This window comes from Cryobacterium sp. TMB1-7, from assembly GCF_004402435.1.
GTDB lineage: Bacteria > Actinomycetota > Actinomycetes > Actinomycetales > Microbacteriaceae > Cryobacterium > Cryobacterium zongtaii.
Map to the genome: position 1 here is coordinate 266,031 of NZ_SOFZ01000022.1, position 18,414 is coordinate 284,444.

Annotated in this window: 19 protein-coding genes; 6 read left to right on the forward strand and 13 right to left on the reverse strand. The window is 68.2% G+C overall.

Features of this window, described 5'->3' with window-relative positions; all coding sequences use genetic code 11:
- Nucleotides 1-4 precede the first annotated feature (4 nt).
- Both E3O60_RS10145 and E3O60_RS10150 read left to right on the forward strand, forming a co-directional pair.
- Nucleotides 5-2,344, forward strand: coding sequence for an arylsulfatase (locus E3O60_RS10145; protein WP_088457945.1), 2,340 nt, complete (start codon nt 5-7; stop codon nt 2,342-2,344).
- 165 nt (nt 2,345-2,509) lie between these two features.
- Complete coding sequence (locus E3O60_RS10150) at nt 2,510-3,013, forward strand: histidine phosphatase family protein (RefSeq protein ID WP_198415061.1); 504 nt, start codon at nt 2,510-2,512, stop codon at nt 3,011-3,013.
- An 18-nt stretch (nt 3,014-3,031) separates the two neighbouring features.
- Here the strand turns inward: E3O60_RS10150 and E3O60_RS10155 are convergent, their stop codons facing one another.
- The 4 genes from E3O60_RS10155 to E3O60_RS10170 form a co-directional block, all read right to left on the reverse strand.
- Nucleotides 3,032-3,973, reverse strand: a complete 942-nt coding sequence (locus tag E3O60_RS10155; RefSeq protein ID WP_134497987.1) for a pseudouridine synthase — start codon at nt 3,971-3,973, stop codon at nt 3,032-3,034.
- Nucleotides 3,974-4,030: 57 nt separating this feature from the next.
- Nucleotides 4,031-4,513 (reverse strand): heme-degrading domain-containing protein, encoded by a 483-nt coding sequence (locus E3O60_RS10160; RefSeq protein ID WP_134408585.1) that lies wholly within the window; start codon nt 4,511-4,513, stop codon nt 4,031-4,033.
- A 68-nt stretch (nt 4,514-4,581) separates the two neighbouring features.
- Nucleotides 4,582-5,781: an MFS transporter gene (locus E3O60_RS10165; RefSeq protein WP_166788983.1), complete on the reverse strand. Its 1,200-nt coding sequence runs from the start codon at nt 5,779-5,781 to the stop codon at nt 4,582-4,584.
- Nucleotides 5,781-6,794 (reverse strand): zinc-dependent alcohol dehydrogenase family protein, encoded by a 1,014-nt coding sequence (locus tag E3O60_RS10170; RefSeq protein ID WP_174845059.1) that lies wholly within the window; start codon nt 6,792-6,794, stop codon nt 5,781-5,783. The genes E3O60_RS10165 and E3O60_RS10170 overlap by 1 nt, the downstream gene beginning before the upstream one ends.
- Before the next feature lie 131 nt (nt 6,795-6,925).
- Here E3O60_RS10170 and E3O60_RS10175 point away from each other — a divergent pair, with 131 nt between their 5' ends.
- Nucleotides 6,926-7,792, forward strand: coding sequence for a helix-turn-helix transcriptional regulator (locus tag E3O60_RS10175; RefSeq protein WP_088455854.1), 867 nt, complete (start codon nt 6,926-6,928; stop codon nt 7,790-7,792).
- Between the two features lie 12 nt (nt 7,793-7,804).
- On the opposite strand, the gene E3O60_RS10180 is transcribed toward E3O60_RS10175, so the two are convergent.
- From E3O60_RS10180 to E3O60_RS10190, 3 genes are all read right to left on the reverse strand, one after another.
- Nucleotides 7,805-9,073: an MFS transporter gene (locus tag E3O60_RS10180; RefSeq protein ID WP_088455853.1), complete on the reverse strand. Its 1,269-nt coding sequence runs from the start codon at nt 9,071-9,073 to the stop codon at nt 7,805-7,807.
- Between the two features lie 139 nt (nt 9,074-9,212).
- Nucleotides 9,213-9,716, reverse strand: coding sequence for a hypothetical protein (locus E3O60_RS10185; RefSeq protein ID WP_088455852.1), 504 nt, complete (start codon nt 9,714-9,716; stop codon nt 9,213-9,215).
- Nucleotides 9,697-10,806 (reverse strand): hypothetical protein, encoded by a 1,110-nt coding sequence (locus E3O60_RS10190; RefSeq protein ID WP_134497989.1) that lies wholly within the window; start codon nt 10,804-10,806, stop codon nt 9,697-9,699. Before E3O60_RS10190 ends, E3O60_RS10185 begins: the two co-directional genes overlap by 20 nt.
- Nucleotides 10,807-11,044: 238 nt before the next feature.
- Between E3O60_RS10190 and E3O60_RS10195 the strand changes: the two genes are divergently transcribed.
- Nucleotides 11,045-12,481, forward strand: a complete 1,437-nt coding sequence (locus tag E3O60_RS10195; RefSeq protein WP_134408582.1) for an ATP-binding protein — start codon at nt 11,045-11,047, stop codon at nt 12,479-12,481.
- Nucleotides 12,482-12,518: 37 nt separating this feature from the next.
- Here the strand turns inward: E3O60_RS10195 and E3O60_RS10200 are convergent, their stop codons facing one another.
- A complete protein-coding gene (locus tag E3O60_RS10200; protein ID WP_134408581.1) occupies nt 12,519-13,220 on the reverse strand; it encodes a DNA alkylation repair protein in 702 nt (233 codons plus the stop codon).
- A gap of 161 nt (nt 13,221-13,381) precedes the next feature.
- The gene (locus tag E3O60_RS10205; RefSeq protein WP_134408580.1) at nt 13,382-13,987 is read right to left on the reverse strand and encodes a DUF1992 domain-containing protein; all 606 of its coding nucleotides are present in this window, start codon (nt 13,985-13,987) and stop codon (nt 13,382-13,384) included.
- Nucleotides 13,988-14,085: 98 nt separating this feature from the next.
- On the opposite strand from E3O60_RS10205, the gene E3O60_RS10210 reads away from it, so the two are divergent.
- Together E3O60_RS10210 and E3O60_RS10215 are read left to right on the forward strand one after the other, a co-directional pair.
- On the forward strand, nt 14,086-15,036 hold the full coding sequence (locus E3O60_RS10210) for an NAD(P)-dependent alcohol dehydrogenase (protein ID WP_134408579.1): 951 nt from the start codon (nt 14,086-14,088) through the stop codon (nt 15,034-15,036).
- 7 nt (nt 15,037-15,043) lie between these two features.
- The gene (locus E3O60_RS10215; RefSeq protein ID WP_134408578.1) at nt 15,044-15,706 is read left to right on the forward strand and encodes an alpha/beta family hydrolase; all 663 of its coding nucleotides are present in this window, start codon (nt 15,044-15,046) and stop codon (nt 15,704-15,706) included.
- A gap of 6 nt (nt 15,707-15,712) precedes the next feature.
- On the opposite strand, the gene arfB is transcribed toward E3O60_RS10215, so the two are convergent.
- From arfB to E3O60_RS10235, 4 genes are all read right to left on the reverse strand, one after another.
- The gene (arfB, locus tag E3O60_RS10220; protein WP_088455847.1) at nt 15,713-16,135 is read right to left on the reverse strand and encodes an alternative ribosome rescue aminoacyl-tRNA hydrolase ArfB; all 423 of its coding nucleotides are present in this window, start codon (nt 16,133-16,135) and stop codon (nt 15,713-15,715) included.
- A gap of 65 nt (nt 16,136-16,200) precedes the next feature.
- Nucleotides 16,201-16,968, reverse strand: coding sequence for an SCO1664 family protein (locus tag E3O60_RS10225; RefSeq protein WP_134408596.1), 768 nt, complete (start codon nt 16,966-16,968; stop codon nt 16,201-16,203).
- Between the two features lie 2 nt (nt 16,969-16,970).
- Nucleotides 16,971-17,516, reverse strand: a complete 546-nt coding sequence (locus tag E3O60_RS10230) for a DUF3090 domain-containing protein (protein ID WP_088455846.1) — start codon at nt 17,514-17,516, stop codon at nt 16,971-16,973.
- Nucleotides 17,517-17,525: 9 nt separating this feature from the next.
- Nucleotides 17,526-18,233 carry a histidine phosphatase family protein gene (locus E3O60_RS10235; RefSeq protein ID WP_088455845.1) on the reverse strand — a complete coding sequence of 236 codons (708 nt, stop codon included), beginning with the start codon at nt 18,231-18,233 and terminating at the stop codon, nt 17,526-17,528.
- Nucleotides 18,234-18,414: the final 181 nt, after the last annotated feature.

Here is an 18,414-nt window from a genome sequence, read left to right on the forward strand (position 1 = left end):
CTCGATGCTGCCAATTCCCGACCGCCCTGCACCCGGACTCACCACCTACGACGCGAAGGACCCCGACACGCAATACCCGCCGATCGAGCCGTTGCGGCCACCGGCGGGCGCACCGAACGTGCTCGTCATCCTGATCGACGATGCCGGTTATGGCGCGTCGAGCGTCTTCGGCGGCCCCTGCGCCACACCCAACGCCGAGAAACTCGCCGCGAACGGGCTCATCTACAACCGCTTCCACACCACGGCGCTGTGCGCACCCACCCGGCAGGCGCTGCTGACCGGACGCAACCACCACTCGGTGGGGATGGGCAGCATCACCGAGACGGCCACCTCGGCGCCGGGCAACAGCTCGTTGCGGCCGAACACCAAGGCGCCGCTGGCGATGACCCTCAAATTGAACGGTTACTCCACCGCCCAGTTCGGCAAGTGCCACGAGGTGCCCGTGTGGCAGTCCTCACCGATGGGCCCGTTCGATGCCTGGCCGTCGGCCGGTGGCGGATTCGAGACCTTCTACGGCTTCATCGGCGGTGAGAACAATCAGTGGGATCCCGCGCTCTACAACGGCACGACCCCGGTGGAACCTCCGGCGACCCCTGAGGAGGGTTACCACCTCACCGAAGACCTGGCCGATCACGCCAGCAACTGGATCCGTTCGCAGAAGGCCCTGATGCCCGACAAACCGTTCTTCGTGTACTTCGCGCCCGGCGCCACCCACGCGCCCCACCACGTGCCCAAGGAGTGGGCGGACAAGTACGCCGGGAAATTCGCCGACGGCTGGGATGTGCAGCGCGAACGCACCTTCGCCAAGCAGAAGGAACTCGGAGTGATCCCCGCCGACGCGCTTCTCACCCCACGGCACGCTGAGATTCCCGCCTGGGACGACATGCCCGCCGAGCTCAAGCCCGCGCTTGAGCGGGAAATGGAGGTCTACGCCGGGTTCATGGAACACACCGATCACCACGTCGGCCGGGTGATCGACACCGTCGCCGAGCTCGGCATCCTCGACGACACCATCATCTACTACATCATCGGTGACAACGGAGCATCCGCGGAGGGCACGGTCAACGGGGCCTTCAACGAGATGGCGAACTTCAACGGGATGGCGGCGCTCGAGACGCCGGAATTCATGGCCGCCAAAATCGACGAGTTCGGCAGCCCCAGCTCCTACAACCACTATGCGGTGGGATGGGCGTGGGCGATGGACACCCCCTTCCAGTGGACCAAGCAGGTTGCCTCGCACTGGGGCGGCACCCGCAACGGCACGATCGTGCACTGGCCCACCGGGATCGCCGAGAAGGGCGGGCTGCGCGAGCAGTTCACCCACTGCATCGACATCGCCCCGACAATTCTCGAGGCCGCCGGCCTGCCCGAGCCGACGATGGTCAACGGCGTGCAGCAGTCACCCATGGAAGGTGTCAGCATGCTGTACACCTTCGACGAGCCGGCCGCCGCGGAACGTCACGACCTGCAGTACTTCGAGATGTTCGGCAACCGTGGCCTGTACTACAAGGGCTGGAGCGCGGTCACCAAGCACCGCACCCCCTGGATCATGATCGGCGGCGAGATTCCCGCCTTCGACGACGATGTCTGGGAGCTCTACGACGGCCACACCGATTACAGCCAGGCCCGGAACCTGGCCGCCGAGAATCCGGAGCTACTCGCCAAACTGCAGAGGCTGTGGCTGATCGAGGCCACCAAGTACAACGTGCTGCCGATCGACGACCGCGGCGTTGAACGAGCCACCCCGGAGGTGGCCGGCCGGCCGACCCTGATCAGGGGGAACAGCCAACTCCTGTTCGCCGGCATGGGCCGGTTGTCGGAGAACAGCGTGGTCAGCATCAAGAACAAGTCGTTCTCGGTGACGGCTGAACTGGTCATAGCCGAGGGCGGGGCGGATGGCGTGATCATCGCCCAGGGCGGCAGGTTCGGGGGTTGGAGCCTCTATGCCCAGGCCGGCCGGGCCACGTTCGTGTACAACGTCCTCGGCATCCAGGAGTTCAGGACCGAGGCCGAGCTGCCGATCCCCGCGGGACAGTGCCAGGTGCGGATGGAGTTCGCCTACGACGGCGGTGGGCTCGGCAAGGGCGGCGACGTGACGCTCTACTACGACGGCAAGCCCGTGGGCACCGGCCGGGTGGGCGCCACCCAGGCGATGATCTTCTCGGCCGACGAGACCACCGATGTGGGCTACCAATCCGGCACCCCCGTCACGGCCGACTACACCACAGCGAGCAGCCGGTTCAGCGGTCGGATCAACTGGGTGCAGATCGACCTGGGCGACGACAACAACGACCACTTCATCGACCCGGAGGAGCGGTTCCGTATCATCATGGCCCGGCAGTGAGCGGGCCGCTGCGCCGGGGAACGCCGCCTCGACCTTCCAGCAGGTCGTCACCGCACCTGCTGTGGTCTACCGCGCCCGCTATAGCGGGCGCGGCGCGCCGTGAGGGGTGCAGCGAGCGCCATCCGGGAGCTCACTGATCTGACCTCTGCGGTGCAGACTATGGGAATGACCCCACGCAGTGAGCGAACCCTCATCGTGCTCCGGCACGCCAAGTCCGACTGGTCGGGCGGCGAGGCCGACATCGACCGCACCCTCAACCCCCGCGGGCAGAGCCAGGCGCCGGATGCCGGCAGCTGGCTGGCCGAGAATGTTCCAGCCATCGACCTGGCCATCGTCTCCCCCGCGACCCGGGCTCGCGCCACCTGGGCGCTGGCCTCGGCAGAACTCAACGACAGCCCCGAGGCGCGCATCGATGACCGTGCGTATGCCGCATCCGTCAACGATCTGCTTCAGATTGTGCGAGAACTCCCCGACGAGCTTCAGAACGTGATTCTGGTGGCTCACAATCCCGGACTCGAAGACCTCGTCTACGTGCTCACCGGCGAGAGCGTCACGCTGTCGACGTCGGCCTTGGCCGTGCTGGGTGTGCCGGGTCCCTGGTCGGATCTTGTTGCCTCGACGGCCGTTCTCGTGACCAGCGGCCGTGCCAGCCGGGCGGGACTGGCCTAGGCACACGCCCAACCAGAGTCAGTCCGTTCCGGCATCCTCCGCCGTCAGCGGGAGACGGCGCTCACTCTCGAACCGATGCGTCCCGCCGTCGATCGGATCGGTGAACGCCAGCTCGCTGGCCAGGAGCTGGAGCGGCCGCCTGAAATCGAACACCTCGACACCCTGCACAACGGGGTAGAGCGGGTCGTCGATGATCGGGATGCCCAGGCCCAGCATGTGCAGACGCAGCTGGTGGGTGCGCCCGGTGCGGGGTGTCAGCCGGTACCGTCCCGCAGGCCCGTGGGCGCCCTCCAGTTCGATCAGTGACTCGGCGTTGACCGGGGCGCCGGGCACCACTTCGCCCTGCCAGTGGCCCGGCCGGGTGCGGAGGTGGTTCCGCACGATGACGGGTAGCTCGAGGTCCTGCCGCATCGGAGCCAACGCCCGGTACACCTTCTTCACCTCGCCGCGCTGAAAGAGAGTCTGGTAGGCCCCTCGCCAGCGGCGTTCGGTGGCCAGGACCAGCAGGCCGCTGGTCACCCGGTCCAAGCGGTGCAACGGGGAGAGTTCGGGCAACTCCAGCTGGGCGCGCAGGCGAACCACGACGCTCTGAACCACGTGCCGTCCCCGCGGGATGCTGGAAAGGAAGGGCGGCTTGTCGATCACCACGATCCGCTCATCCCGATAGACCAGGTGCAGAGGGCCAGGAACCACCGGTTCGTCGGCCAGATCGCGGTGAAACCAGACGAAGGTGGTGGGCCGGTAACGGTCCGCACCGGCAACGGGCGCGCCGTCTCCATAGACGAACCGGCCGTCGGCGAGGAACTCGGCCACGTTCACGGACTCGGCCAGCCGGTCCTCGAGCCAGGCGCTCATGTTCGGCCAGGTCGGCTTCGGAAAACCGGGCCGGTCGCGCTCCGGGGTGCACAGCCACGCCGCAGCGAGCCCGTGTCGTTCGGGAAGGGGCGAGCGCGGGGGCATCCCCCGATCGTACGTGCTGACCGGCTCCGCCGCCGGGCGGATGGCGGATGGCGCCCGTCAGAGCGCCCTGGCGGCCTCGAGCGCCCAGACGACCAGGTCGTGGTCGAGGTTTTCGGCCAGGCCGGACACCCCGACGGCGCCGATGAGGGAACCGTTCACCCGCAGCGGGAAGGCGCCTCCGGCGGCCACGTACTCGGCAACGGGCAGACCGGTGACCTCGTTGAAGTCCTGGCCCCTGGCGCGGTATTTGGTGCTGATCAGGAAGGACGGCGCGTTATACAGGGCCACCACGCGGAACTTCCTGTCGAGCCAGTAGTCGTTGTCTGCTGTCGTGCCCGGCCGTGCCGCGTGGAATACGCGCTGCTGGCCGAAGGACATCGCCACCGTGATACTCAGGTCATCGGCGACCGCCCGGGCCATGATCGCGCTGCCGAGCCTGAAGGCATCGTCATGATCGAAGGAGGTGAACCCGATGCTGGCGTTCTGTGCCTCCAGCAGGGGCAGGAGACCCTGGGCGGCGGGATCAGGAGTGAGCGACATGGCAGAGTCCGGTTTCGTTGGGGTGTCGACAGCGGCGCCGCACTACCGAGCACGATACCGGTTAGCGATCACAGACGCGCGGGAAACGCGGACCGGCGCCCGTACACCGTCAGCAGCAGTGCGGCCAGGCCGAAGACGACCATGACGACGGGCAGCACGAGGCCGTCGAACGGGGTCAGCAGCGCGGCACCGACGATCCCGGCGGCGAAAATCGCGAGGTTGAACGCCACGGGCAGGAACGCGTTCGCGACATCCGAGTCGGCTCCGCCCGTGCTGGTCAAAGCGGCCTGGAGCTGAGCGGATGCTCCGCCGAAGGAGAGCCCCCAGAGCACGGTGGCGGCGATGATCGCGGGCGCCGACGCGTGGCCGGCCCAGAGGATCACGGCGGCCACGATGAACAGCAGAACGCTGCCGTGCAGCAGCGGGCGCGGATGCCGGTCGAGGAGCGCGCCGGTGAGAACGATGCCGACGATCGAGGCGACACCGAAGAGGAACAGCTGCACGTCCACCGCGAGGTCGCTGCCAGTGGCCCGCAGGTAGGGGGCGATGTAGGTGTAGATGGTGTTGTGGGCGATCATCCAGGTGAAGATCACCGCCAGGATCACGGTGATGCCGGGGATCCGGAGCACCCGCACCAGGGGCAGTCTGGCGGTTCCCGGCTGGCCGTCGGCATCCGGGGCGCACAGCGCGATCAGGAGGCCGGCGATGACCGCCACCACGCTCAGACCGACGAAGGCCCAGCGCCAGTCGAACGCGGACCCCAGCCACGATCCCAGCGGGGTGCCGAGCGCGAACCCTACGGGCGCCCCGGCGGACACTATCGCCAAGGACAGACCGGACTGACGGGGCGGGCTGATCTTCCGCCCGTAGGCGGCGAGCATCCCCCAGACGATCCCCGAGAACGCCCCGGCGACGAATCGCGACCCGAGCGACAGGATGACGTCGCTGGAGACCGCCGTGACGGTGTTGGCCACGATGAGCCCGAGGATAGCACCGAGCAGCAGCCGCTTCCGGCGCATCCTCCTGGTCAGCGTGATCGCGGGAATCGTCACAATGACCGTGCCCAGCGCATACGCGCTGACGAACAGGCCGACAGCGCCCTCACTGGTGCCCAGTCCGCCGGCGATCACCGGCAACAGGCCGGCCGGCATGGTCTCCATCGCCACGAGGACGAAGCCGATGGCGGCCAGCATCAGCAGGGTGAAGATCGGCAGGCGCTGCGTTTTCTCGGCGGCCGCCGGGGCCGGCACTGTTGTCACGCTCTCCATCAGAAGGTGAGCAGGACCTTGGTGGCGCGGCGCTCGTCCATGGCCCGGTAGCCTTCGGCGGCTTCCTCGATGGGGAGGGTGAGGTCGAAAACCTTGCCCGGGTCGATGGTGCGGTCCCAGATCAACTGGATCAGGTTGGGCAGGAACCGGCGCACCGGGGCAGGTCCGCCGAGGGTGTGGATGCCGGCGAAGACCAGCTGGATGCCGGGGATCTGCACGTCGTAGTTGACCCCGACGTAGCCCAGGTGTCCGCCGCCGCGGGTCGCGCCGACGGCCTGCATGAACGATTCCTGCGTGCCGACGGCTTCGACCACGGAGTGCGCACCGAGCCCACCGGTGAGTTCCTTGATCCTGGCCACACCTTCGTCGCCGCGTTCCTCGACGATGTCGGTCGCCCCGTAGAACCTGGCGAGCTTCTGCCGTTCGGGGTGGCGCGACATGGCGATGATGCGTTCGGCGCCAAGCTGTTTGGCGGCGAGGATCGCCATCAGGCCCACGGCGCCGTCTCCGACGACGGCGACGGTCTTGCCCGGCCCGGCCTCGGCGGCCACTGCCGCGAACCAGCCGGTGCCGAGCACATCGGAGGCGGCCAGCAGCGACGGGATCAGGTCGGCGTCGGGCTGGCCGGGGGTCGCGACGAGGGTGCCGTCCGCGAGCGGGATCCGCGCCTTCTCGGCCTGCATTCCGGAGGCGAATTCGGCGTGCTCGCACCGGGACTGGAAGCCGGCCCGGCAGATTTCGCAGGTGTTGTCGGAGAGCACGAAGGATCCAACGACGAAGTCACCCACCTTGACGGTCTGCACGGCGTCACCGATCTCTTCGACGATGCCGACGTACTCGTGGCCCATCGCGGTGTGGTCGACGGGCTCGACACCCCGGTACGGCCACAGGTCCGACCCGCAGATGCAGGTGGCCGTGAGACGGATGATCGCATCGGTCGGTTCAACAATGGTCGGGTCCTGGCGGTCTTCGACCCGGACGTCGCCGGGCGCGTACATGATGACTCCACGCATGTGGATGCTCCTTTGGTCGCTGTTGGTACGTCCTCAAGCGAACCGTCGACGGTCTGTGGGCGGGAGTCCCTGCGCAGGGGTGTACCAGCAGAGCACCCCACGCCGCGACAGGGGGACGTACTGTCGTGGCTATGGACAATCAAGCCGAGGTGCGCGAATTCCTCATGTCGCGGCGCGCGAAGATCACCCCCGAACTGGCCGGCCTGCCCGCCGGCACCAATCGGCGGGTGTCCGGGCTGCGTCGCACCGAGGTTGCCACCCTGGCCGGCGTCAGCGTGGAGTACTACGCCAAGCTCGAACGCGGTGCGATCGCGGGAGCGTCCTCGTCGGTGCTCGACGCCATCGCCCGGGCGCTGCAGCTCGATGACACCGAACGCAGCCACCTGTTCAATCTGGCGCGGGCCGCCGACGGCATCCCACTGTCCGGACGCATCCGCCGGCGCGCGACGCGGAACCCGGTGAGTCGGCCGAGCCTGCAGTGGGCGCTCGGCACGATCACCGAAGGCATCGCGTTTGTGCGCGACCAGCATCAGGACCTCCTGGCGACCAACGATCTGGGCCGGGCCTTCTACTCCCCCGTCATCGGCGACGCCGGGCGCACCCCCAACCTGGCCCGGTTCCAGTTCCTCGACCCCGCCTCGCGCGATTTCTACCCGGACTGGCAGGTGTTCGCGGAGATGTGCGTGTCGATCATGCGCGCGGAGGCCGGCCGGGACCCGAACGACAAGGGGTTGCAGGACCTCGTCGGCGAGCTGTCCACCAAGAGCGACACGTTCCGCACGCTCTGGGGCGCCCACGACGTGCGCACGCACGGTGCCGGCACGAAGCGGTTCAACCATCCGGTGGTCGGCGAGCTCACCCTGGCCTATGAGGAACTCGCCATCACCGCCGATCCCGGCTCGGTGCTGATGATCTACACCGCCGAGCCCGGCTCGTCCAGCGCCGAGCGCCTGCGTCTGCTGGCCAGTTGGGCGGCCACCAGCGTCGCCGCCGACTGACCAAGCTCGGGGTCACGGCGCCTCGGGCGCCGGGGCATCCGTTTGCACCGTTCTGGTGTCGGCGAGATCGTTCTGGCGCCGGCTGGCGAGCATGATCGGAACGCCGATGAGTTCCACCAGGCCGCCGATCATCAGGGAAGCGCCGTAACCCCAGAGGTCGGCGGAGCGGCCCAGCGCCGGCTGGATGAACACGCCGCCGAGGCTGCCGAACAGCGAGTCAAACGAGAGCACGGTGGCGCGCTGCTTCGACGGGATCATGTCGTTGAGGTAGGCCTGCCGCACCGGTTCGGCGACCGCGAACACGAACCCCCAGACCATCAGGAACACCACCGCCAGCCAGAACAGGCTGTTCAGGCCGAGCACCACGAGTGAGACCACGCTGAGCAGGGACGCCGCGATCACGGTGCTGGTGCGTTTGGCGAAGAGGGTGCGGATCCGGGGAGCGAGCACGCCGCCGGCTACCTGTGCCAGCGAGAGGATCGCGGCGGCCAGGCCCGCGATGGAGTACGCCGACGGGTCGCCGTACAGCTCGAGCAGGTAGGGCTGCAGCGCGTAGAAGGCGTAGAAGCCGACGCCGGAGGCGAACGGGGCGGAGAGGATCATGTAGCGCACCGACCGCCGTTTCAGCCCGTGCTCGACCGACTCCGTGAGCACCAACCGGGTCGCCTTCAGCGGGCCCCGCGAGCGGTCCGGGGTGAAGCCGAGGTCTCTCATCACGATGAACGCGTAGATGAACATAATCACGAGCACCCCGGCGCGCACGAGGAACGGCACACCGAGGTTGGTGGCCTGGGCGATCACTCCGCCGAGCACCGAGCCGGTGAACATCGCGATACCGGTCACCACGAGCCCGCGGCCGAATACCGCCTCCAGGCTGCCGGTGTACCCGGTCGACGTGAGCGCGTCGACCAGCCAGGCTTCCACCGCACCGGAGAAGAAGGTGAAGCCGAGGCCGAGCAGCACCGACACGATGGCCCACCAGACGAACGGCGACTGCCAGACCCAGAGCATCCAGTACAGCGCGGTGGTGACCGACAGGGTGATGGTGCCCAGCAGGTAGGAGGCTTTGCGTCCCACGGTGTCGGCGACCACGCCGGTCGGGATCTCGAAAATCACCATGCCGGCTGTGAAGAACGCGTTCGCAGCGAACGCCTCGAAGTTACTCAGCCCGGCGTCGAGCAGGAACAGCGTGTTGATGCCCCAGATGAACGAGGCCGCGAGGGTGTTGCCGAGCAGCAGGATCAGGTAGATGCGCTGGACGCGCGCAGACGCCGGGTTCACGACCAGGGTCCGATCGGCGCATCGCGTTCCGTCACGAAGCAATCATCGACCCGACTGGTGCGGATGGCTAGGTCGGGACCCATCGACCGAACCGGCAGACACTCGGTCGACGGGCCTCACGTGCTGGTTGCCCGTATCGCTAGTGCACGAGCACCTTCAGCAGGATCATGGCGATGCCCAGCGTCGAAGTCCCCAGACAGCCCAGGATGCGAATCACCCACGGGCTTCCTCGAAATGCGAACGCGCTGTAGCCGATGGCTCCGAGTATGGCTACGCCGAGCCACAGGGCGGTCCACACCGCAACGTCGTCGGGCACAGCCCGCAACGCGCCGAGCAGCAGCACGATGGACGGTGGGATCGCGGACGTGAGGAAGCCCAGCGAGTGCCGCAGCGAGAGGCGCACGGCGGTGGCCATCGTCGAATCCTGAGCCTGGTTCAGACCGTATTCGACCACCGCACCGGCGTACACGTGCGCGGCCCAGAACACGAAAACCGTGCCGATCACGCCTAGAAAGGTCTGCCAGGAGGTTGCCCCATAGCCGCCGGCGACCACGATCATGCCGCTGACCAGGATGGTGCCATAGACCGAAGCCTCGGTCACGAAGCCGCCCGGAAACCGCCGGTTAGCCGTGGAGGATTGCACTTTCGCCTCGATTTCTGTTCTCGGCGAGCAGCGTCGCTCCGGTTTGACGAAGGAACACGATCAGCCAGCTGAAGATCATCACGAATGCCACCAGTTCGACGGCGGTGAGTGTGTAGTACCCGGTCAGGAACCACACTGCCAGCACGACAAGAACTCCCACGTAGAGATACCCGAGAAGAAGGAACACCCGTGACATGGTGGGGATCCACGATCGGAGGCGGACGACGACAGTGATGAAAACCACGATCATTCCGGTCGCGGATACATTATGCGCTGCCATGTTTTGATCGAGCGGGAAGATTCCCACACCAGCCAAAAGCACGCCGATGAGAACCAGCGCCCCCCGCACGAGCGCGCGTCCTCGCACTTCTTCTGGCGTGGCAGCCGGGATGGCCGCGGTCGCGTAATGAGCCAGGGTGGTGACGATGATCCCCGCGATCAGGACCGTGAGGTTGAAGGCCAGCGCCGAGATGTCGTCGGAAATGCCCAGGGTGCTGAGGTTCTCCTGCCACCACAATGGGTCGCTGGCGCTCAACATGCTCGCAAAAGTGCCCACCACCACGAACACGGCGAGGATGACCGACATCAGAATCGGGGTCAGGCCAACGGCGGAGAGGAAAACACTGTAGGCCGTGACTGCGATGGCGACCGCGGCCAGCAGCGTCGCGGAGGCGGGGAAGACGACGGCACCGATGAAGCTGCGGCTCAGCAGGCCCGCAACCGCGAGCCACGCCAACAGCGAGATCACTGCGTGCGCCAGCGCAAGCGCACCGATGTCGTACCACCGGAGCTGCCCGCCGTGGCCGGGTGGCCCGGGGTCCAGCAGGGTGCCTGCCGCCCGACTGGCGTGCATCACGGCACGCGTGGTGACGAAGATCACCGCCGCCGCCGCCGCGCTCGCCAAAGCGACGAACTGCCCGACCGAGCCGGGACCCGCGATAGGAACGTCGTCACCCCAAAAGGTGATCGCCGACGCCAGCGCGCCGACCAGGAAGACGGCCGCGCCCACCAGCAGCGCGGCCGATTCCCGCGACTGGGCGTTGGCGACCGGGTGCCGAAGCAACCAACTGATGGGTGCGGGCCGGCTCATCCGAGACCTCCTGTCGCTGCGTCACCGGACCGGTGGTCGAGGCGGTGGCAGCGACAATATCTCGTCTGCACCGATCCCGAAACGTCCACAGGGCCGAACCCTGGCCAGCGCACCGGTTGTTCCATCGACAATTGCCAGGACGATGCACCGGCAATCGCCCACAGATTCAAAACGGCACTACGCTGCCGCTGAACGCCGCGAGATTCTCCGGCCGGAATCCCCGATGAAAGGTCACACCATGAGTGAAGTTGAGAGCGCAACACTCGAAAAGGCCGCCGCGGTGTCGATCGACGGCCGGCATTTCCAGTTCGTCGGCGCCACCGGCTCCCGATTCGAGCCGGGCGGTCTGGTGATCCTCCGGTCCACTGATGAGGGCGAGGAGGAGACGGACCAGCTGGGCCAGGTTGAGGAGGTCACCGTCACGATCGGCGGCGCCCCGCACGGCTCCGGGCGCATCCTGGGTCTGCTCAATGGAGATGGCCGGCACCTCGATGTTCGGCGCTCCGTCGCGTTCGGATCGGCCACGCTCCGACCCGCGGATGCCCGCACGACCGAACTGCTCTACGGCGATGCCACGGCGTCCCTGCCCATCGGCTCCTTCCTGGCCTCCCAGCACATCCCGGCCCGGCTCCTTGCCCAACGCTTCAACCGGCACACCTTCTGGTGCGGGCAGAGCGGATCGGGCAAGACTTACGCCCTGGGCGTGGTGCTGGAACAGCTGCTGATCCACACGGCGCTGCCCATGGTGATCTTCGATCCGAACGCGGACTTCGTGCACATACGGCAGGCCCATCCCGCGGGTGAATCGACGGATGCGCAACGGGCGCTGGCCGAGCGGGACATCCGGGTGCTGCGCCCATCGGCTGCCTCCCCCGATGCTCTCCGGGTGCGGTTCCTGGACCTGTCGTTGCGGGCGAAGGCGGCCGTCTTTCGGCTCGACCCGCTCGATGATCGTGCCGAACACAACGAGCTGATGCACATCGAGGACACCGTGGGTCTGATCGAGCCGACGAGGGTCGTCCCCGGCCTGCTGGACCGGGGCACCCCGGCGGCGCGCGAACTGGCGGCACGCACCGAGAATCTCCGGGTGACCGACTGGAGCATCTGGGCGCAGGGCCTGGCGGCCGTGACCGACATCCTGGAGACCCGCCCCGACGCCACGGTGCTCGACCTCGGCGGCTTCGCCTACCCGGAGGAGTCGCTGGTGGTGGCGTTGGCAGTGCTCGACGACCTGTGGGACAAACGGGAGCAACGCCGTCCGCTCCTGATCGTGATCGACGAGGCGCACAACTTCTGCTCGCCCGACCAGACCAGCCCGTTACACGTGGCGGTGCGGGAGAGAATCGTGCAGATCGCGGCGGAAGGACGCAAATTCGGCCTTTGGCTGCTGCTGTCGACCCAGCGACCGTCTCGGGTGCACCCCAGCATCATCTCGCAGTGCGACAACTTGGCGCTGATGAAGATGACGTCTCCGGTGGACCTCGACGAGCTCGCCACCATCTTCGGTTTCGTGCCGCCGGCCATGCTCGCCCGGGCTTCACGGTTCCGACAGGGCGAGGCCCTCTTCGCCGGCGGTTTTGTGCCCGCTCCCACCATGGTCACCATGGGACCGCGTCTCACCCGGGAGGGCGGCGCCGACGTAGCCGTGCCCCTGCGCCAAGCCCGCGAACTGTGAGAAAAGCCCCGAAAAACCGAAAACTCTGAGGCTCTTCTCACAGTTTGCGGGCCAGATAGCCGGCTCGCACCGGCTTGTCGAGCTTCTCGGTGGCGGCGCGCAGGGTCAGCCTCGGCAAGCCGGCCGCGTTGTCGTCGAGGAAGCCGAGGAGCGCGTCCCGGTCGACGTCGCCGAGGTAGCGCAGCATCCAGCCGGTGGCCTTCTGCACGTAGTCGTTCCCGTCGCTGCCGAGCATCCGCGCCAGCTGCAGGGTGTCGGTGATGTCGCCCCGGCGCAGGAATGCGGCTGTCGCGACCAAGGCGGTGCGGCGCTCCGGCCAGAACGACGACGCCGCGAGGGAGTAGAGCGGGTCACGTGGCTTGTCGACGAGCCAGCCGCCAACCACCTGATACGCGACCAGGTCCACAAGATCCCAGGTGTCGATCCGGTCGTGGCGGCGCAGGTACAGCTCGTAGAGCTCCTCACGCCGTTCGACGCCGGTCTTACGGTCCGTCGCCGCCTTGCCCATAATCGAGCACGCGCCGACCCGCACCTCGTGGGTCGGGCTCTCCAGCAGCGTCTCGATGTCCGGCAGCGGCATAGCGAGCGCCCGGCCGGCCAGGGCGAACACGTCGCCCATCCGCACGCCGATGAACGAGTCGTCGCCCGGGAAGTACCGGGTGTACTTCTGCCGCTGCTCCGGGGTGGCCAGGGCCACCAGGCTCTTCTGAAAGTCGGCAGCGGTGGTCTCATCCGTCATGCAGTCAGGATGCCACCGGTCTTGGCAGATTGGAGGGTCGCGGTGCCTATTGACAGACCCGGCCCTGTGTGTCGCGTTCGGCAGCCCAGTGTCTGTGTGGGCTCGGCCCGGTCTGCTGTGTCATTCCGTGGCGTCGGCCAGCGGGCAGACGTCGGCCGGCCTCAACGCTCGCGTTTGGCCCGGCGGCGTTCCCGCCAGGTCATCGCGGCCAGCGCCGCCTCCTGGCGTTCCCGCGCCGCGTCCCGCTCGATGCGTGCGGCGTTGCGGCGTTCCTGCCAGCGGGCAACCTCCGCATCGACATCGCGAAGCGCCGTGACGACGGGCGGGCCCCCGCGCAGCTGCCGGCGGGCCTCGATCACGCGGCGGTTGAAGTCGTCGAGGATCTCCCGCACCGCTCGCTCGGCGACCACGGCGTCGAGGCTGGCGTCGAGTCCGGCGTCTTCGGAACGCAGGGTGAGGGCAGCCGGGCCCAGTCCGGTGATCTGCTCACGCTCGATCTTCTGGCGGATCCACCAGTCCGGGTCGTACGGGGCGGTGAGGCCCGGGATCGGCTTGCCCGTGCCGGGCAGGTTGTCGAAGTCGCCGCGACGCATCGCCTGCTGGATCGCGATCTCCACGTACTGGGCGCGGGCATCCATCATGGCCTGGCCGGCCTCGTTGGTGTCCGGCTCGGCGACCTCGGGTCGTTCGGGTGCAGGAATCTCGCGGTTGATCTTGTACCGCGCCACATTGAGCGGCGTATCGCTGGGTTCGCGTGGACCAGTCATGCCACCAGCCTAGGTTCACCCACACGCTGACGGGCCGCTCCGCGTACACTGACCGGCATGTTCCGACACCCGCGCCGCGCGCTCGAAGGCGGACCCCTGTGAAGGCCGTTGTCCACGACCGGTACGGGCAGCCCGACCTGCTGAGGGTCGAGGAGATCCCGAAGCCCTCGCCGGGCCCGAACCAGGTACTCATCGAGGTCGCCGCGACGTCCCTCAATCTGTCCGACTGGGAGGGCCTGACCGGATCCCCGGGGTACGCCCGGATCGGCGGGTTGCGCGCCCCCAGGCGCCGGGTGTTGGGCTCCGACATCGCCGGTCGGGTCGCCGCGGTCGGCTCCGGCGTGACCCGGTTCCGCGTGAATGATGACGTGTACGGCGACAACATGGGCCTGTTGGGCGGTTTCGCCGAGTTCGCTGTGGCGCCGGTCGCGGCCCTCGCCCACAAACCTGCGGAGTTGACCTTCGCCGAGGCGTCGGCCCTGCCCCAGGCCGGAGCGATCGCGCTGCAGGGAACCGCCCGTGTTCGCCGCGGGCAGCGTGTGCTGATCAACGGGGCGGGCGGCGGGTCGGGGTCGTTCGCGATTCAGCTGGCCAAACACTCCGGAGCGCACGTGACCGGCGTCGACAACGCGCGAAAGCTCGACTTCATGCGCGGGCTCGGCGCCGACGAGGTCGTCGATTACACCACCTCGGACTTCACCCGGCTGGAACCGTTCGACCTGATCCTCGACCTCGTGGCGCACCGGTCAGTGTTCGCCTACCAGCGGGCATTGGCCCGCGGCGGTCGTTACCTCTGCGTCGGCGGCACCGTACGCAGCGTGCTGCGGGTCGTGACAGTCGGCGCGGCGCTCGGCGTGGTAACCGGGCGCCGGCTGGGGCTACTCATCGCCAGGGAGGGCCCGGCCTACTTCGAGCCCGTCGCCGAGCGGTGCGTCGCGGGCGAGCTGAGCATCAACATCGACCGCACCTATCCGCTCGACGAGGCGGCGCGGGCGCTCGCCTACCTCGGCGAGGGACGTGCTCTCGGCAAGATCGTCGTCACGGGCTAGGGGACGAATGCAATCGACGGAGAATATGCGCATCGTGGTGGAGGACGGGATGGTGTCGGCCGCCTTCGCCCGACCGGCGGACGCGTTCGCCACGCTCGTCATGGCACCGGGAGCGGGGTCCAGCTTCGACCATCCGTTCCTCGTCGGGTTCAGCGAGGCGCTGAACGCCGCCGGGTTGGCGACCCTGCGGTTCAATTTCCCGTACCGGGAGGCCGGCCGCCGGCTCCCCGACCGGGCGCCCCGGGCGATCGCCGCCTGGCGGGCGGCGATGGACGCTGCGGCTGCCCGGTCGGCGGGTCAGCCCGTTTGGGCGGCCGGTAAGTCCTTCGGCGGGCGGATGGCCTCCATGGCGGTGGCCGCCGGCATGCCGGCAGCGGGCCTGGTCTTTCTCGGCTACCCGCTGCATCCGCCGGGCAAGCCGGAGAAGCTGCGCGATGAGCACCTGTACGGGATCGACCGGCCGATGCTGTTCGTGCAGGGCACGCGTGACCCGTTCGCCGCCCCGGACGAACTCACCCCGGTGGTCGGGCGAATCGGCACGGCGACACTCGAGTTGATCGACGCGGCGAACCACTCTTTCGAGGTTCGGGGAGCCAAGCGCCCGGCCGTTGATGTGGGTGCAGGGCTTGCTCCTATGGTCGCCGAGTTCGTGCGCGCCAGCGTGGCCTAGGCTGCGTTACTCAGCGGACGGCCGCTGCCGTTGCGCTTTCGTCGCCGAGCGCTGCTGCTTGGCGGCGAGGTGCCGGCGGCCGGAACCCCGGGTGGGTTTGGTCGCCCGGCGGCTGGGCCCGTCGGGGGCCAGGCCCGCGGCCACGAGCTCCGCGAGCTTCGTCAGCGCGATCTCACGATTGCGCAGTTGGGAACGCTGTTCGGAGGCGGCCATGGTGACCACCCCGTTGATCAGGCGCCGGTCGAGTCGGGTGAGAAGCAGCATCCGCTGCTCGTCGGTGAGAACCGCAGACTCGACGACATTCCAGGACACCTGCACGCGGCTGTCCGAGGTGTTCACGTGTTGCCCGCCGGGGCCGGACGACCGGGAGAACCGCCACCCGAGTTCCGTCGCCGGAATCGTGAGCGTGGGCGATACCTCGAGATCCATGCTTCAAGGGTCCCACGATGTGGGCGCGGTCGGCGCCGTTCTGCGGGAATCGGTGGCCGGGACCGTCAGAACAGCGGCCAGGGCACCGCGGGCATCCGGCCCTCAGGGGCCGGGAAGCGGGCTTCGGTGCGCAGCCGGTCGCAGCGGGCGGCGAGGGCGACGATCTCGGCGGGAGTGAGCAGGCCGGCGAGTTCGCGCCCGAGCCCGACGGTGAGATCGGCGCTGACCCTGTCGATCCCGGCCAGCTCGTCGATGCTGAGCTCCTCGCCCAGCCAGCCCCAGAGCACGGTGCGCAGCTTGTGGTCGGCGTGGAAGGTGAGCCCGTGGTCGACGCCGTGTCGGTGCCCGTCGGGCATGGCCAGGATGTGGTCTCCCTTGCGGTCGGCATTGTTCACGATGATGTCGAACACGGCCATCCGGCGCAGTGCCACGGAGTCCTCGTGGATGAGTGACACCAGCCGGTCCTGCTCGTCCTGGCCGTCGAGCACGTGCCGCCAGCCCTGCTCAGGCATGGCCTCGGCCGGGATCAGGTCCACGGCATCCTGGCCGGGGTCCCGCTCCTGCCAGAGCTGCGCCATGCCGGGGCCCATCGGGCCGTCGCGCAGCCAGGTGCGGGGCACGACGTTCCAACCGAACGCCTCCGAGACCAGGTACGCCGCCGCCTCCCGGCTGGCCAGGTTGCCGTCGGGGAAGTCCCACAGCGGGTTCTCCCCCGCGATCGGCTTGTACACCACCGTGACGCCGTCGATGCTGCCTAGGAACGTCGCGTTGGACGCCGTCGTGATCCGCCCGGTGAGTTCGAGGTCACCGTCGACGAGGTCGGCGTCCGGCATGTTCACGCGCCGGGGAGGGTGCAGGTGTGCCCGTCTGCGTCGATGGGATAGCCGCAGAGCGGGCAGATGGGCCGGCCGGCGCCCACCACCTCGCGGGTACGTGTGGCGAACGCCCGTGCGGTGCCGACGGGCATCCGCACCAGCAGCATTTCGGCCGGTTCGACGGCAGCGAGGTCGAGCAGCTCGTCGTCGTCTTCGTCCACGATCGGGAAGGCCTCGAGCACGATCTGCACCGTCGTCGGGTCCCAGCCCAGGCTCATCGAGCCGGTGCGGAATTCCTCGTCGACGGGCTCCAACGGGTCGTTGTCGACCAGTTCGATGGGGGTGCCGGTGGGGATGCTGAACGGGTTGCCCTCGTAGGCGATCAGCTGGTCGAGGATCTCGTCGATCTTCTCGGCGAGCAGCGCGGATTGTTGTTTCTCCAGGGCGATGCTGACGATCTGGGCGCCGGTGCGCACCTGCAGGTAGAAGGTGCGGGAGCCGGGCAGACCGACGGTGCCGACGACGACCCGATCCGGCCAGGCGAACTCATGGACGATTGTAGGCATGCGAGTATTTTAGGCGCGCGACGCGTGCGGAGCCTGATGACCCGCCCCACCGCCGACCGGGGCGTCCGCCGTGGGGGCGCTCGCCGCGAGCCAGGACAGGTCCCCGGCGTCGGTATTGGTGGCGTGCACGGTCGGCCGGCTACTGCCGTACCGCACGATCGAGACGGATGCCGGACCCACGTTGATCCGCTGGAACAGGTCCAGGTGCATGCCGAAGGCGTCGGCCAGGATCGACTTGATGATGTCGCCGTGGCTCACCGCCACCCAGACCGCGCCGGGTCCGTGTTCCGCCTCGAAGGCGGCGTCCAGGCGGCGGATCGCGGCGACCGACCTGGCCTGCATCGCTGCCATCGCTTCCCCGTTCGGGAAGGTCACGGCGGACGGCTGGGTCTGCACCACCGACCACAGCTTCTCCGCCGACAGGTCCTGGAGGGTGCGGCCCTGCCAGTCGCCGTAGTCGCACTCGGAGAGTTCGTCTTCGATCGGCGTCAGCAGCGTGCCGCTCTGGCGGTCGATGATGTGCTGCGCGGTTTCCCGGCAGCGCTCCAGCGGGCTGGAGACCACCCCGACCAGCGGTACCGCGGCGAGCCGCTTCCCCGTGACGACGGCTTGGTCTCGGCCGATCTGGTCGAGCAGAACGCCGGCGGTGCGTCCGGCCAGCAGCCCGGTGGCGTTTGCGGTGGTGCGGCCGTGCCGCACGAGGATGACTGTGGCCATGGCTACAGCCTAGACAGCCAGCCAGGCCCCGACTGGTCGCACGCTTATTAGGACTTCGTCAGATTTATAGGACGCAATAGCTGGCGGATTCAACCGGTCAGCGCAACACCGGTCGGTTGTGGCTTCGAGAGTAGCTCGTTGAGGGCTTCTTTCGGGGTTTTCCAGTCGAGGGTTTTGCGGG

What these genes read in the sequence shown, in the direction of transcription:
- E3O60_RS10145 (WP_088457945.1), top strand. Translation starts at nt 5, where the DNA reads ATGCTGCCAATTCCCGACCGCCCTGCACCCGGACTCACCACCTACGAC.
- E3O60_RS10150 (WP_198415061.1), top strand. Translation starts at nt 2,510, where the DNA reads ATGACCCCACGCAGTGAGCGAACCCTCATCGTGCTCCGGCACGCCAAG.
- E3O60_RS10155 (WP_134497987.1), bottom strand. Translation starts at nt 3,973, where the DNA reads ATGCCCCCGCGCTCGCCCCTTCCCGAACGACACGGGCTCGCTGCGGCG.
- E3O60_RS10160 (WP_134408585.1), bottom strand. Translation starts at nt 4,513, where the DNA reads ATGTCGCTCACTCCTGATCCCGCCGCCCAGGGTCTCCTGCCCCTGCTG.
- E3O60_RS10165 (WP_166788983.1), bottom strand. Translation starts at nt 5,781, where the DNA reads ATGGAGAGCGTGACAACAGTGCCGGCCCCGGCGGCCGCCGAGAAAACG.
- E3O60_RS10170 (WP_174845059.1), bottom strand. Translation starts at nt 6,794, where the DNA reads ATGCGTGGAGTCATCATGTACGCGCCCGGCGACGTCCGGGTCGAAGAC.
- E3O60_RS10175 (WP_088455854.1), top strand. Translation starts at nt 6,926, where the DNA reads ATGGACAATCAAGCCGAGGTGCGCGAATTCCTCATGTCGCGGCGCGCG.
- E3O60_RS10190 (WP_134497989.1), bottom strand. Translation starts at nt 10,806, where the DNA reads ATGAGCCGGCCCGCACCCATCAGTTGGTTGCTTCGGCACCCGGTCGCC.
- E3O60_RS10195 (WP_134408582.1), top strand. Translation starts at nt 11,045, where the DNA reads ATGAGTGAAGTTGAGAGCGCAACACTCGAAAAGGCCGCCGCGGTGTCG.
- E3O60_RS10200 (WP_134408581.1), bottom strand. Translation starts at nt 13,220, where the DNA reads ATGACGGATGAGACCACCGCTGCCGACTTTCAGAAGAGCCTGGTGGCC.
- E3O60_RS10205 (WP_134408580.1), bottom strand. Translation starts at nt 13,987, where the DNA reads ATGACTGGTCCACGCGAACCCAGCGATACGCCGCTCAATGTGGCGCGG.
- E3O60_RS10215 (WP_134408578.1), top strand. Translation starts at nt 15,044, where the DNA reads ATGCAATCGACGGAGAATATGCGCATCGTGGTGGAGGACGGGATGGTG.
- arfB (WP_088455847.1), bottom strand. Translation starts at nt 16,135, where the DNA reads ATGGATCTCGAGGTATCGCCCACGCTCACGATTCCGGCGACGGAACTC.
- E3O60_RS10225 (WP_134408596.1), bottom strand. Translation starts at nt 16,968, where the DNA reads ATGCCGGACGCCGACCTCGTCGACGGTGACCTCGAACTCACCGGGCGG.
- E3O60_RS10230 (WP_088455846.1), bottom strand. Translation starts at nt 17,516, where the DNA reads ATGCCTACAATCGTCCATGAGTTCGCCTGGCCGGATCGGGTCGTCGTC.
- E3O60_RS10235 (WP_088455845.1), bottom strand. Translation starts at nt 18,233, where the DNA reads ATGGCCACAGTCATCCTCGTGCGGCACGGCCGCACCACCGCAAACGCC.